The sequence below is a fragment of the Micromonospora ureilytica genome (assembly GCF_015751765.1).
GTDB lineage: Bacteria > Actinomycetota > Actinomycetes > Mycobacteriales > Micromonosporaceae > Micromonospora > Micromonospora ureilytica.
In genome coordinates this window covers 4,869,834-4,881,585 of record NZ_JADOTX010000001.1, presented here as the reverse complement: position 1 = coordinate 4,881,585, position 11,752 = coordinate 4,869,834, and the positions used below count along the sequence as shown (strand labels likewise).

Sequence of the window (11,752 nt, the reverse complement as noted above, 5' to 3'; positions counted from 1 at the left end):
GGTCCGCCGGACAGCGCAGGTCAACGCGGGTCACTCCCTGCCAACTCGGGTTGACCCGCAGGTCGTTACACTGACCACTCGCGCCCCCGTAGCTCAGGGGATAGAGCATCGGTTTCCTAAACCGTGTGTCGCAGGTTCGAATCCTGCCGGGGGCACCAGGTCAGAGCCTTGATCACCGATCAATCTTCGCTCTTGCGCGACTTCCGTGCCCGATGCGTGCCCGATCGTGCCCGTCCGAGGTTGTCCAGGTGAGCGGCGACCTCAGCATCTCGGGAGTCAATCGCGCGGGCGTAGTGCCGTGTGGTGACGCTCGCGTTGGCGTGTCCGAGCCGACGGGCAGCAACGAGCACACCGTGAGAGTCAGCCACCCAGCTCGCGTGGGTGGCCCGCAGGTCGTGCGGGGTCACGTCGTCGAGGCCGGCGGCGGCGATGGCCTGGACGAAGCGACGCCGGAATCCGTGGTAGCTCTGCTGCCGGTGGGCAGTGTGCTTCTGCCGACCAGGGAAGGCGAAGGTGTCGGGGTTGTCGGGCAGCGTGGCAAGGTGCTCTTCGACGAGTTGCGCGACGAATGCGGGCACCAGCAGTTCCCGCCGTTGGTGGTTCTTAGGTGTATCGATGACAGGGCCGCCAGGCAACTCGCTGACCGCATCGGCAATGACTACTCGGCCCTCTGCCGTGTCGATGTGTCGTCGGCGCAGCGGTAGCGCCTCACCGATGCGCAGCCCGCCATATGCCAACAGCAGGACTAGGACCCGGTCACCGAGTTCGCAGTTTGCGGCCAGACGGCCGACATCCTCGACGGTAAGGATGCGCGGATCCGCCTCCGGTATTCGGGGCAGCCGCACACCACGGCAGGGAGTCGATGGGATCATGCCGTTGTCGACCGCCGAGGCCATGACTTGAGCCAGCAACCGGTATGCCTGCCGCGTTTGCGAGGCGCTCAGCGTCTGCGACAGTTTCCCGACCCACTTGCTTACGGCGATGGGTCGGAGCATCGAGAGCTGGGTACGGCCGAGGTGCGGAACGATGAGGCGGTCCAGGACCGACCGGTAGGTGTGCACGGTCTTGGGCTTCCACCCTGACTCCGCCGCACTGAACCACAGTTCGGCCCACTCACCGATCGTCGTCCGGCCGGCGGACGGAGCAATCCACCGCCCCTGGGCGATGTCGGCTTCAACGATGCTCAGGAACCGTTCCGACTCTGCCTTGCTGCGGAACGTGCTCGGCGCAGGGTGGTCGAGCCCGTCAGGACCGAGGTAGCGAACCTGATAGCGCCCGGATGGCAGCTTGCGGATCCGACCGAACCGGCGCTTACGAGGGGCCATCACGCCACCTCCCCGTTACGCCAGCGAACCGAGAGCGGTTCGACGGTTGATTCGGCGATGTAAGCGTTGAGGACGCTCTCTCTGATGCGGACGTGCGTGCCGAGCTTGACGAAGGCGACTCGTCGCTCAGCGATCAGCCGGCGTGGAAATCGATCAGTAGTCCCGAGTAGCGCGGCGGCTTCCTCAACGGTCAACAGCCTGTCCATGGTCTCTCCCCTCAGCTAGTCATGCGGCGATGGGTTGCAGGTGATCGGTGGTGCCGAGTTCGTGGGCGAGTTCTTCGCGGCCGGTGGTTCGTCGCTCGCGGGCGAGGGCGGCGGCGGTGTTGGCAAGGAGTGCGTCTCCGGTGGTGTGCCAGCCGACTCCGGCGAAGGTGAGGGTGCCGAGGACGAGCGTCGTGTCGTCGTCGAGGTGGTCGACGGCGCGGAGGGTGCCGGGTTGCTCGTCGGCCTGGTGCTCGTGCTCGTGGCGCCGGTAGATGGCGCGGGTGTCGCGCAGGAGTTGGAAGGTGACGGAGTAGCGGCGGGCTTTGGTGAGGAAGTGGCCGCCGAAGCCGAGCATGTGCGCCCACCGGCGCAGCCGGGCGTAAGGGTTGGCCGTCGCTGGTTCCGCCGGTTCGGTGTCAAGGGCTGCTTGACGCTGGGCGACGCAGACGGGGCAGGCGGCGTAGCGGGTGTGGGTGCCGCAGTCGGGGCAATCCCAGCGCTTCCCGAAACCTGGTGTGGGCCGGTGGTCCCGGGGTCGCTGGGACAGCGGGACCGGGGTGCTGGTGGGTCGGCCGGTGTGCCAGCAGGCGTCGATGAGGCGGGCGGTGTGGTCGCCGTCGGGGTCGGCGTAGTCGCCGATGGAGTCGGCGTCGAGCCTGACGGAGCGGTGCCCGGTTACCTCGGTGCTTTTGGTGGCGTACTTGGCAAGGTAGCCCGCGACCATGCTGTCAGTGACCTCACCGTCTCCGGTAAGGCTGATGGGCCGGATATCGAGGCCCTTGCCCGGGTCACCCCAAGCGATCGACCAACCATCGGGCTGGTCGGGGTGGGTCGGGGTGGTGAAGGCGACCTGCTCGACGGCGGCCCGGATCGCGTCGTCGAGGTCCGCGACGGTGAATGCGGCCGGCGGTGGGATGACGGCGGTGGGGTCGTCGGGGTGGACGCCGTCGAGGCGGACCAGGGCGTGGAAGTGCACGGCCCCGCGTGCTTGGAACTCGGCCACCTTGCCGTGTGACAGCCGCACGGGTGGGACTTTGCGGATGTTGCCGGAGGCGGTGACGACGTGGACGCGGGGGATGCCCCGGCGGCGGGCGAGTTTGGCGAGCCATCGTTCCGCAGCTTGCTTGGTGCGGTGCCACAGTTCGCCCGAGAAGAGGTTCCACACGACTTGGTGGGTGTGGCCGTAGCAGTCCAGGCACAACGGCTGCCCAAGCACCTGGTCCCCGGACTCGTGCCTGGCCCAGCAGACGGCCGGTCGACCGTGGGGGCAGAGGCCGGCGGTGGGGTCGGTGGCCCGGCGGGCGTGGCACGGGTCGGGCCGGCAGTCGCAACGCTTCCGGTTACCGCAGGTGTGCCGCTTCACCGCTCGGACGTGCACGCTGCCGAACGAGGGCGCGGTGAAGGTCGCGAACACCGCTGGATGCTGGGTGACCGTGTCGGGGACGCCTTTGCCGCCGATAAGGCCGGCGCGTAGAAGTTGGTAGGCGTCGCGTTGGTAGGTATGGGCGCAGGCGGGGCAGACGGTGGCGCGGCGGTTGCCGCAGGCGGTGTAGATCGCGGCATCCGGCATGGCGTCGGTGTGCCGCTGCTCCAAGACCCGGCCGGTCCTCTGCTCGACGGTGAGAAGACTTCCTGCGAGGCGGATGGGTCGGGTGCAGCCGGCGGCGGCGCGGACGTGTTCCAGCCATCCGAAGTAGTCCGGGCGGGTGGCGCGGGTGAAGGCGGAGCCTTCGGCGGTGTAGTCGTGGACGGGGATGGTGTCGGCGTTCGAGCCCACACCCCGGGCCAGAGCGGTCCGGGGTGTGAGGTCCAGCGTCGAGGCCATCAGCCGCGTACCTCGGTGAGGTGGCGGGTGGTGATGGTGCGTTCGGTGACGATGACCCGGCAGGCGCTGCACTGGCGCTTGACCGGTTCGTGCCGACGGCACTGGATCAGGGCGGTGGTGTCACCGCAGCGGATGGTGACCGGTGCCCGGCAGGGACCACCGGGGATGACGTCGATGAGGGTTCGGCGGATGTCGAACGGGTGGACGTCGGGGTAGGCGGGGCAGGTGTGGGTGACCTGCTCGATGTCGACCAAGACGATGGTCATCGGGCACCCCGGGGAATGGTGGCGAGGAGCTTCCCGGCGACGACCGTGCTGACGTCGAGGCGGTCGGCCAGCTCGGCGGGCGTGATGGGTTGACCGGTGGCCTGTTCGTGCTGCACGGCCGCGAAGCGGGCAGTGGGCAGCAGGTGGGCGGGGACGTCGACCGGCTCCGAGGCCGGCACGGTGACGGCCGGGGTTGGCTCGGGTGCTGGGGTGATGGCGGCCGGTGGTGTCGGCTCGGTGGTGACCTGCTCGGCCACCTGGACGCGGATCGGCTGCCCCGGCTCAGAGGGGGCTGTCATGGGCTGGGCGGTGGGTCCGGGGGCGAGGACGAGTTTGACCAGGGCCATGAACGCCAACGCGGGAACGGCGGACAGGAGCCACCCGGACGGGCCGGGCTTGGCGACCGCGAGTTGTGCGGCCAGGGAGAGGCCGGCGGCGGCGATGAGCAGGACCATCGGATAGCCGATGGGAGCGCCGGTGCGGCGGCGTCGGCGAATGGTCAGGAGGGCGGCGATGGGGACGAGTTCGGAGATGATGGCGTTGGCCCAGCCGAACCATCCCGGGGTGTTGTCGGGGCTGTTGGCCATGGTCCAGTCGTGGACGTGGGTGAATGAGGCGGCCCCGGCGGAGCCGCCGACGATGATGAGGATGAGGACCAGGACCAGGCCCTCCAGACGGGTTCCAGCGGTGGGCTTCACTGCTGGTCACCCCCTGTCGGGGTGAGGGCGGTCCAGCCGCAGACGTCGCAGTTGAAGAAGCCGCAGTACTGGCAGCAGTCGCTGCGGTCGATGGTGGTCAGCGGGATGTTGTCGGCGCAGTAGTAGTCGCCGCATGGGCAGGGGAAGAGGACGGTCATCGGGGGCCTCCGTGGCAGTCGAGGCAGCAGCCGTAGCGACGGGGGATGTAGTAGGGCTTCACCTGGCCGCAGTGCCGACAAGTCCGGCGAGCGAGCAGCGCTTTCGCGATGGCCTCCCGCTGCGCGGGGGTGGCGGTGCGCTTCGCTTTGGCGAGGTCGGTGCGGTAGAGGTAGGCGACCCGCCTGTTTTTGCGGTGTCGCCAACAGATCTGGGCGACCGGGTCGTGTCCTCCGGGGCGGAGGCCGGCGGCGCGGAGTTGCCGCAGGGTGGCCAGGCCGGTGGGTGCGCAGTGGTAGGGGAAAGTGGGGAACCCGTAGCGGGTGCCGAGCGGGTCGTAGAACTCGACCCGGATGCCGGTGCTCTCGGCCAGGTTGTCCAGGTCGACGCTGCGTAGGTCGGTCATGGCTTGTCACCGCCCCAGCGCTGCTGGGCGGCTTGACGGGTAATGTTGAGGCGGGAGCCGATTTCAGCCCAGGAGTAGCCGAAGGCGCGAAGGCCGATCACGGCTTCACCGATCGCGTCGTCGATGACGGCGGACAGGGCGATGAGGTCGCGGAGAGCTTCGACGTCTCCGGTGGCGACGCGGCGACCGTGGGCGCGGATGATACGCCGAGCGAACGAGGCGAAGGCGTCGTTCTCAACGACGTCCCGACGCCGTTGCCGGGGCAGGTTGGGCGTCAAGGGCTTCTTGACGGTGTTCATCGGATCTCACCTCCGATGGTGCGGAGGGAGTCCCACTCGTTGGCAGCCGCCTCAAGAGCAGTGATGACCTGCTCGGCGGTGCGGGCCGGGTCGTCGTTCCACGAGTAGGGGGAGGTGTGCTCGTCGAGGAGGTAGCCGTCCTCGTCGATGAAGAACATGGGCGCGGTGGTGTCGAGGTAGTCGACGAACACGCCCAGGACGGCGAGGTAGTCGGCGAGGGCGTCGGGGTCGAGCTGGGAGAAGTGCTCGACGGTGTGTCCGGCGCAGGCGATGCCGATGGCCCCGGCGGCGCAGGCCGGCGGGGTGAGCGTGTTGGGGTTCTTGGCGTAGTAGGTGCCCTGGTGCCAGCCGTGCCGGCGTAGGTAGAGGGCAGCCATCCGCAGCAGGTCAGCAGGTGTGACCTGAACGGTGGTGGGTGGGTTTTGGGTAGCCTTCATGGCAACCACGTCCTTTCGGGGCGTTGGTGGAGGTCGGCAGGACCAGCGGTTGCTGGCAGGCGTTGACTGGTCCTGTCGACCGGCTATCGGGCGCGCAGCCGCAGGTAGCGGCGGTGCCGGTTGTCGTCACCCGGCATCTGCGTCGGTGCGGAGAGGTAGACCAGTCGCCCACTGCGGGCGACGGCCTGGACCAGAGCGGCGATGTCCTCAGGACTGCCGGTGACCCACAGTTCGGTGAACTGGGCGGCCCGCTGGTTGTTGGCGCGGGCATAGGCGCGTTCGCGGGTGGTCATGCCGCCATCTCCCACTCGGTGGGGTTGACCGCCGGGGTGCTAGTGCCGCTGGGGCGGCGGGTCCAGGCCGCGTAGTCGGCGATGTTGTAGATGTCGGTGTCGGTGAGGTAGGCCGCTTTGATGCGGCGGGGAACGCCGCCTTCGGCCAGGAGGTAGGCCGCGCCCTGGTTGGTGGGTGAGATGTCGGAGGCGGTGTAGCCCTGCTCGGCCCAGCCCTGACCGAGGATGATGTTCGAGCTGTTCAGCGAGGTGCACCGGAACGCGGCCCGGTAGCCGAACAGGTCCCGCAAGCTGGCGGGGATGATGTCCCACGAGGGGCGCTGAGTCGCGGCGACGACGGGCATGCCGCAGGCGCGGCCGAGGGAGACGAGCCCTCGCAGGAGGGTGGAGAACTCTTCCTGCTGTGCCTTGGTGCCGAGGACGGTGGAGAACATGGCGAGTTCGTCGATGATGGTGACGATGACGGACATGCCATCGCCGTCGGCGAGCTTGCGGCGCCGGTTGGCCAGGAGCCAGGCGTAGCGGTTGGTGGCGACGACCAGGAGGCGACGCAGCACCTCAATGGCTTGGTCGATGTCGGGGCCGATGAACGCGTCGGCGAGGTCGCGCCAGGGGCCGAGTTCGACGAGTTTGGCGTCGAAGAGCACGAGGCGGGTGTTGTCGCACAGGGCGGCGTGGCCGCAGATGTTGTTGATGAGGCCGGACTTACCGCCGCCGGGTTCGCCTGCGGTGAGCAGGTTGCGGTAGATGACGTCCAGGTAGACGGGTTGGCCGAACTCGTCGATCCCGATGAAGATCGGGTCGAACATCGACAGGCCAGGACCCACCGGAACCGCAGCGGCGGTGGTGGGAATCGTGGTGGTCATGAGGTGCCCTCCTGGGCGTTGTGGGCGCGAGAAGCCACACGAACGAGCCGCCGTGGCTCCTCGCGTCCGGGTTGGGTTGGGTCAGATCCAGTCGGAGACGTCGTCCGCTTCGGGCGACGCGGAAGAAGCCGCGGGCTTGCTGCCGTTGGCCGTCGTTGCGACCGGCTTCTTGCTGTCGGGATTGCCCTGGGCGGGGATCCTGATCGTCGGAGCCTCGACGTCCGGCAGGTCCAGCGCGGTGGGGACCGTCAACGGCGATGCCGAGACCGGTGCCGCAGGGTCGATCACGTCGACCAGCGGAGAACCGACGTGAGCGGTCAGCACCTCACGGCGCTTGATGTCGAACCGCAAGTAGGCGGCGTTGTTCTCCGAAGCGCGCTCGATGAGCACGGTGGAGGCGTGGCAGGTGACCGCGATCTTGTCGAGGCGGCCTTCCAAGTCCTTCTCGGACAGGCCGGGGCGCAGGTAGACCCAGACTCGTTCGCCGACCGGGGTGGGCTTAGCCCAGAGGATCAGCGGGAGGCTGCCGGACTGGTTGGCGATGATGAACTGCGCGAAGCACACGCGTAGCCGGTGCCGGACGATCAGGCACCAGGTCCAGGCTTTGACCTGGCGGCGGACCGGGCGGATGGCGGCGGGGACGCCGACGAGCAGGGCGACCACGGGCAGGGTCACCAGGGTTGGGGTGTGGTTGGCGAGCTGCACCCAGGCGGTGAGCAGCAGGGCACCGAGGATGGTTTCCGGGGTCCACCACCACAGCAGCCGGATTACCGGCCAGATCCGGACGAGCAGCCAGACGAGGCCACCGGTCGGGACGCCGATCAGGGCGCCGATGAAGACGGCGAGGATCGGGTGGATGGAGGAAGCGGCCACCACGGCCGAGAGGAGGCCGACGATGACCGCCGTGAGGATGAACGCCATGCGGGCGTTACGCGCGGAGGAACGGTGGACCTTGGCCTCGATGACCGTCACCGTTCCGGTTGACCTGCCACCGAAGCGGCGAGGGCTAGACTTGGACATGACACGTCCTCCCAAGAGACTGGGTTGGATGGGTTGGAGAGAGCGGGGTCGGCAGGTTGCGAGCCAGTACCGGCCCCGCGCTCGTTTCCTAGAGCTGACCGAGGTCAGCGGTCGCGCAGCTTGTTGCCCAGCAGGCCGAAGCGGATGCGGTCGTCCTCGTCGAGGACGGTTGGGGTGCGCCCAGCGGCGCGCTCCTCGCGGAGCTGCTTGTCCAGGTGCTTCGGGTCGACCTTGACCTCACGGACACGACCGGTGGTGTCCTCGCTGAACAGGTACTTCTTGCCCATGGCAGGGATCTCCCTTGCTCAGAGTGAGGGGTTCAGAGGCAGGCGATGAGCAGCGCGGACGCCCAGAGGCACGCCGCGTGTAGGGACTGATCGGCCAGGTACATCCCGCAGATCGGGGTCTGACGGTCGGCGAAGTCGCCGCTTCCCGTGTGAGTGAGCAGCCAGCGCACCGGCCACCGCCGGTCAAGAAACGCGTGCGAGACGGCGGAGAAGCCGAGCCCAGCGGCAAGCCCGAGGGCGGTGACGGGCAGGTCCAGGGCGGCGATGGTGATGGCGAGCATGACCACCACCACGAGGTGATAGGCCATCACGTGGCCCAACAGGTGACGCCAGCCGTCCCAACCAGGGGCGGCCTTGTGTGCGGCCTGCTTGTCGGACTGGCCAAGAACGTGATCGGCCAGCTGGTGGCCGGCGTAGAGGGTCGCCGCGACAACGGCGAACACGATGGCGGAAACGAGCATGAGACAACCACTCCCTATGACGAGGGCAGACAGGTTGGAAAGGCAGACGGGGTCGGCAGGTATGCGAGCCAGTACCGACCCCGTGCCTTGTGGGATGTGACCACCTGACGTGATCACCGGCCGGAAACGTGCGAACCAGAACCGCTTCCGGACGAATCAGAGATGGATCAGCGGACCATCGGGCCGCTTTCGTGCGTCAGACACCAGGGCTCACACAGTGCGGTGAGCGAGGGACCTACTTAGCCGCCGAGTTACCAGCCTTCGGCTTCAGCGTGATCGCACGGAACGCGACGCCGTTACGCCCGTTGGTCGCCCACGGAATAGCCTCCAACTGCTCGACAGCGACGAGCTGTCCCACCGTCACGCCCGGCTTCTCACCCGCCGTGGTGATGGTGATGATCTCGCCGCCAGTCTCGTCGAGCACGAAGACCTGGGTCGACCACATGAGCCGGCCAGTGTTCTTCTCCGACCGCTGGTTGCCGTTCTGGTCGTTCTTCGGCTCCGGGTCCTTCGTCACCTGGACCTGCTTGCTCTGGGTGTCCACGTACAGCTTCACAACAAACCTCCTGGGTCTAGGCGCATCCTTTGTTGGACGACTGCCTTGCAATCAAAGTACCAACTCAGTTGGTACTGCGCCAGACTCTCGCCGGATTCTTTCCGGTGTCTCGCTGACACCAATAACGATGACCTTGAGTGCGTTGGAACGACAGGTGTCACTACGGTGACAGGTCAAAGTCCCCTCGCCATGTCCCCCTGTGTCGGGCGATACTGGCTGTATGGCTGACGTTGCTGCTGACCTCGATCGACCAGCCTGGGCATCGCGGCTCAGGGCCGAGCGCACCGCTCGGGGCTGGTCGCAGGGCGAGGCTGTGCGCGCCATGAGAGTGCATGCCAGCGAGCAGTTGCCGGCGGACAGCACGCTCCTGCGGAACTGGAAAAGGTGGGAGGCCGGCAGCTCGGAGCCCGACAGCTTTTACAGGTCGTTGATCGCGAAAACGTTCGGGACTGTCACGGCGGCCTTCTTTCCGCCGCCCGTTCGGCATGACGCCGATGTTGAACTAATCGCCGGCACGGGCATGGAAACCGTGGAAATCCTTGCTCGCCTGCGGACCTCTGACGTATCGAACGCAACGTTGGAAGCCCTGCGCATCACCGCCGACCGGCTTTGCAGCGAGTATCCGTACATGTCGTCCGATCAGCTTCGTGTCGAGGGGCGAGCCTGGTTGCGTCGGATCACTGCGCTGATGGACCGCCGGCTTACCCTCGCTCAGCACCAGGAGGTGCTAACCCTTGCGGGATGGGTCGCGTTGCTCGTTGGCTGCGTCGAGTACGACATGGGGCTACGCCGCATCGCTGAGGGAACGCGCAAGGCGGCATTGACGCTCGGCGAGGAAGCTGGAAACACTGCTGTCTCAGGATGGGCTTATGAGATGCGAGCCTGGTACGCGCTGACACAGGGCGACTACCGAGGTGTCATCGCGGCGGCGGAGGCTGGCGAGTCGATCGCGGCCAACAGCAGTGCCGCCGTGCAGCTTGCTGGCCAGCGCGCCAAGGCGTGGGCTCGACTCGGCGATAGGCGGCAAGTCGAAATGGCGCTAGACAAGGGCCGGACGCTGCTTGAATCGCTGCCGTATCCCGAGAACACGGATCACCACTTCGTCGTGGATCCCGCAAAGTTCGACTTCTACGCCATGGACTGCTACCGGCTGGCAGGTGAGGATCGCCTAGCGGAGATGTACGCCGCCGAGGTCATCCGCTCGTCGATGGACCCGGATGGCACCGAGCGTAAGCCGATGCGGATCGCAGAGGCGCGGGTCACGCTCGGGGTAGTCGCTGCCCGGTCAGGGGACCTTGAGTTGGCGGTCGCTCACGGGCGTCGGGCGTTGGACGGCGACCGCAAGTCGCTGCCGTCTCTCTTGATGTGCTCCCGGGAGTTGGCGACGCTAATGCGCGAGCGGTACCCGAACGAGCCGGAGGCCCTGTCGTACTTGGACGAGGTGCGGACCCTCAGCCCGAGCTGACTTCGGGTTCGCTCTCGCTTTTGCTGACCTGACTGGGGCGACCACCGACTCCGGGACGCGGTCGGCTCTCGTGCCAGGACACAACGCGGGTAGGGCGCCACATGTGGGTTCGACCGACTGTCGCATCGGGCTCGGGCATCTGGCCCCGCTTCCGGTAGTTGGACACGGTTGCCACCTTGACCCCGAGGTACGCGGCCACGTCGGAGGTCGTCCACCACTCCGCGGTTGTATCTGGGCCAGCTCCCACGCCCTTCATTCTGACATTCCTTGCTCCTGGGCTGCCTCTCACTTCCGCCTGTCGAACATGTGTACGATCTTCACGTGACGAAGGAGCTGGTCACGCGTTGGTGGAACGGCGTGTGGGGACGACTGACCCGACGTGACGTGTGGCTTGCTAGGGAGGTGCGTTGGCACGTCATCGCCAGGGCTGGCGACTCCGAGACGGGCAGGGTGCTCCGATGGGAGTTCGACACGGAGGACGAGGCACGTCGGATGGTGCGGCGTCTCGTCCAGGCTGACGGGAGTCCCTGGCGTGAGCACTCGCGTGACGCAGCCACGCAACCGCCGGAGTGAGGCCAGCGGCCGGACTGCCGGCGAAGTGGTTCAAAGTTTCTGTACGTCTTCAAGGCGGCCCTGAACGGGCCGCACGCGCCGCCGCCTGGGCGCGCGTCCCGTCGCTCCGCTGGCGCTCCGACTCCGGCCACGCAACACGCCCGGCGGCTGGCGCGGAAGCGGGAAGCCCAAGGGGCCGCCGCAGAACGACAGGCCGTTGACGAGTGAGGTGGTGGGCCGGCAGCCGGCCGGGCCGCGCGGCCACGAGCCCGCGCGGCGTAGGGGAGCGCACGCCGGCCGCGTCGGCGAGCTGGCGGCGGTCGCTGGGTTGCGGTTCGCTGCGCCTCCGGCGGGGGCGCTCGGGCTCCGAGATGGTTGCAACCCCGTCGGCGCATTGCGGTCCGTGGGTGGTTGCGCAGGCCGTCCCGCCTGCCGACGACCCGGGCAAGCCGAGCAGACCACCGCCCGACCCGCCAGCGTCCGAACTTGCGTCAAGGCCGTCTTGACGTGGCGGGCCGGGCGGCGGCCCGCTCCCCAGGAGGGCGGGTCGACGGCAGACGGGATGGCAACACCGCTCGGGGCTGCTGCCGCCGGCTAGAGCAGGGTGGCAGCGCTGTGGAACGTGCGGCAGTCC

General features: G+C 67.8%; 17 protein-coding genes and 1 tRNA gene. 2 read left to right on the top strand and 16 right to left on the bottom strand.

The annotated features are described in order from the left end of the window. The first annotated feature begins 82 nt into the window (after nt 1–82). Nucleotides 83–158 (top strand) — tRNA-Arg (locus IW248_RS22210). 21 nt (nt 159–179) lie between these two features. On the opposite strand, the gene IW248_RS22205 is transcribed toward IW248_RS22210, so the two are convergent. The 15 genes from IW248_RS22205 to IW248_RS22135 form a co-directional block, all read right to left on the bottom strand. After that, nucleotides 180–1,325, bottom strand: a complete 1,146-nt coding sequence (locus tag IW248_RS22205) for a tyrosine-type recombinase/integrase (protein ID WP_196928525.1) — start codon at nt 1,323–1,325, stop codon at nt 180–182. Then, a complete protein-coding gene (locus tag IW248_RS22200) occupies nt 1,325–1,531 on the bottom strand; it encodes an excisionase family DNA-binding protein (RefSeq protein WP_196928524.1) in 207 nt (68 codons plus the stop codon). Before IW248_RS22200 ends, IW248_RS22205 begins: the two co-directional genes overlap by 1 nt. A 19-nt stretch (nt 1,532–1,550) precedes the next feature. After that, nucleotides 1,551–3,356 (bottom strand): replication initiator, encoded by a 1,806-nt coding sequence (locus IW248_RS22195; protein ID WP_196928523.1) that lies wholly within the window; start codon nt 3,354–3,356, stop codon nt 1,551–1,553. Further along, nucleotides 3,356–3,622: a hypothetical protein gene (locus tag IW248_RS22190; protein ID WP_196928522.1), complete on the bottom strand. Its 267-nt coding sequence runs from the start codon at nt 3,620–3,622 to the stop codon at nt 3,356–3,358. The genes IW248_RS22195 and IW248_RS22190 overlap by 1 nt, the downstream gene beginning before the upstream one ends. Further along, nucleotides 3,619–4,320 (bottom strand): superantigen-like protein SSL4, encoded by a 702-nt coding sequence (locus IW248_RS22185; RefSeq protein ID WP_196928521.1) that lies wholly within the window; start codon nt 4,318–4,320, stop codon nt 3,619–3,621. Before IW248_RS22185 ends, IW248_RS22190 begins: the two co-directional genes overlap by 4 nt. Then, a complete protein-coding gene (locus tag IW248_RS22180; protein WP_196928520.1) occupies nt 4,317–4,478 on the bottom strand; it encodes a hypothetical protein in 162 nt (53 codons plus the stop codon). The genes IW248_RS22185 and IW248_RS22180 overlap by 4 nt, the downstream gene beginning before the upstream one ends. Beyond that, on the bottom strand, nt 4,475–4,882 hold the full coding sequence (locus tag IW248_RS22175; RefSeq protein WP_372432719.1) for an RRQRL motif-containing zinc-binding protein: 408 nt from the start codon (nt 4,880–4,882) through the stop codon (nt 4,475–4,477). Before IW248_RS22175 ends, IW248_RS22180 begins: the two co-directional genes overlap by 4 nt. Further along, nucleotides 4,879–5,181, bottom strand: coding sequence for a hypothetical protein (locus tag IW248_RS22170; RefSeq protein ID WP_196928519.1), 303 nt, complete (start codon nt 5,179–5,181; stop codon nt 4,879–4,881). The genes IW248_RS22175 and IW248_RS22170 overlap by 4 nt, the downstream gene beginning before the upstream one ends. Continuing rightward, nucleotides 5,178–5,618, bottom strand: a complete 441-nt coding sequence (locus IW248_RS22165) for a DUF6197 family protein (RefSeq protein WP_196928518.1) — start codon at nt 5,616–5,618, stop codon at nt 5,178–5,180. Before IW248_RS22165 ends, IW248_RS22170 begins: the two co-directional genes overlap by 4 nt. 83 nt (nt 5,619–5,701) lie before the next feature. Next, entirely contained in the window at nt 5,702–5,911 is a 210-nt protein-coding gene (locus IW248_RS22160) for a hypothetical protein (RefSeq protein ID WP_112681378.1), read from the bottom strand. Beyond that, entirely contained in the window at nt 5,908–6,777 is an 870-nt protein-coding gene (locus IW248_RS22155; protein ID WP_196928517.1) for an FtsK/SpoIIIE domain-containing protein, read from the bottom strand. Before IW248_RS22155 ends, IW248_RS22160 begins: the two co-directional genes overlap by 4 nt. 81 nt (nt 6,778–6,858) lie before the next feature. Then, nucleotides 6,859–7,797, bottom strand: coding sequence for a hypothetical protein (locus IW248_RS22150; protein ID WP_196930311.1), 939 nt, complete (start codon nt 7,795–7,797; stop codon nt 6,859–6,861). A 104-nt stretch (nt 7,798–7,901) separates the two neighbouring features. Continuing rightward, nucleotides 7,902–8,084 (bottom strand): hypothetical protein, encoded by a 183-nt coding sequence (locus IW248_RS22145; RefSeq protein ID WP_196928516.1) that lies wholly within the window; start codon nt 8,082–8,084, stop codon nt 7,902–7,904. Nucleotides 8,085–8,116: 32 nt separating this feature from the next. Further along, nucleotides 8,117–8,545 carry a DUF3307 domain-containing protein gene (locus IW248_RS22140; protein WP_196928515.1) on the bottom strand — a complete coding sequence of 143 codons (429 nt, stop codon included), beginning with the start codon at nt 8,543–8,545 and terminating at the stop codon, nt 8,117–8,119. Between the two features lie 235 nt (nt 8,546–8,780). After that, entirely contained in the window at nt 8,781–9,101 is a 321-nt protein-coding gene (locus IW248_RS22135) for a hypothetical protein (protein ID WP_112681382.1), read from the bottom strand. A 220-nt stretch (nt 9,102–9,321) separates the two neighbouring features. Between IW248_RS22135 and IW248_RS22130 the strand changes: the two genes are divergently transcribed. Beyond that, complete coding sequence (locus IW248_RS22130; protein WP_231396398.1) at nt 9,322–10,566, top strand: helix-turn-helix domain-containing protein; 1,245 nt, start codon at nt 9,322–9,324, stop codon at nt 10,564–10,566. Here the strand turns inward: IW248_RS22130 and IW248_RS33995 are convergent. Next, entirely contained in the window at nt 10,553–10,822 is a 270-nt protein-coding gene (locus IW248_RS33995; protein ID WP_504739304.1) for a helix-turn-helix domain-containing protein, read from the bottom strand. The two genes, IW248_RS22130 and IW248_RS33995, sit on opposite strands and share 14 nt — an antisense overlap. Between the last annotated feature and the right edge of the window lie 930 nt (nt 10,823–11,752).

What these genes read in the sequence shown, in the direction of transcription:
- IW248_RS22205 (WP_196928525.1), bottom strand. Translation starts at nt 1,325, where the DNA reads ATGGCCCCTCGTAAGCGCCGGTTCGGTCGGATCCGCAAGCTGCCATCC.
- IW248_RS22200 (WP_196928524.1), bottom strand. Translation starts at nt 1,531, where the DNA reads ATGGACAGGCTGTTGACCGTTGAGGAAGCCGCCGCGCTACTCGGGACT.
- IW248_RS22195 (WP_196928523.1), bottom strand. Translation starts at nt 3,356, where the DNA reads ATGGCCTCGACGCTGGACCTCACACCCCGGACCGCTCTGGCCCGGGGT.
- IW248_RS22190 (WP_196928522.1), bottom strand. Translation starts at nt 3,622, where the DNA reads ATGACCATCGTCTTGGTCGACATCGAGCAGGTCACCCACACCTGCCCC.
- IW248_RS22180 (WP_196928520.1), bottom strand. Translation starts at nt 4,478, where the DNA reads ATGACCGTCCTCTTCCCCTGCCCATGCGGCGACTACTACTGCGCCGAC.
- IW248_RS22175 (WP_372432719.1), bottom strand. Translation starts at nt 4,882, where the DNA reads ATGACCGACCTACGCAGCGTCGACCTGGACAACCTGGCCGAGAGCACC.
- IW248_RS22170 (WP_196928519.1), bottom strand. Translation starts at nt 5,181, where the DNA reads ATGAACACCGTCAAGAAGCCCTTGACGCCCAACCTGCCCCGGCAACGG.
- IW248_RS22165 (WP_196928518.1), bottom strand. Translation starts at nt 5,618, where the DNA reads ATGAAGGCTACCCAAAACCCACCCACCACCGTTCAGGTCACACCTGCT.
- IW248_RS22160 (WP_112681378.1), bottom strand. Translation starts at nt 5,911, where the DNA reads ATGACCACCCGCGAACGCGCCTATGCCCGCGCCAACAACCAGCGGGCC.
- IW248_RS22155 (WP_196928517.1), bottom strand. Translation starts at nt 6,777, where the DNA reads ATGACCACCACGATTCCCACCACCGCCGCTGCGGTTCCGGTGGGTCCT.
- IW248_RS22150 (WP_196930311.1), bottom strand. Translation starts at nt 7,797, where the DNA reads ATGTCCAAGTCTAGCCCTCGCCGCTTCGGTGGCAGGTCAACCGGAACG.
- IW248_RS22145 (WP_196928516.1), bottom strand. Translation starts at nt 8,084, where the DNA reads ATGGGCAAGAAGTACCTGTTCAGCGAGGACACCACCGGTCGTGTCCGT.
- IW248_RS22140 (WP_196928515.1), bottom strand. Translation starts at nt 8,545, where the DNA reads ATGCTCGTTTCCGCCATCGTGTTCGCCGTTGTCGCGGCGACCCTCTAC.
- IW248_RS22130 (WP_231396398.1), top strand. Translation starts at nt 9,322, where the DNA reads ATGGCTGACGTTGCTGCTGACCTCGATCGACCAGCCTGGGCATCGCGG.
- IW248_RS33995 (WP_504739304.1), bottom strand. Translation starts at nt 10,822, where the DNA reads ATGAAGGGCGTGGGAGCTGGCCCAGATACAACCGCGGAGTGGTGGACG.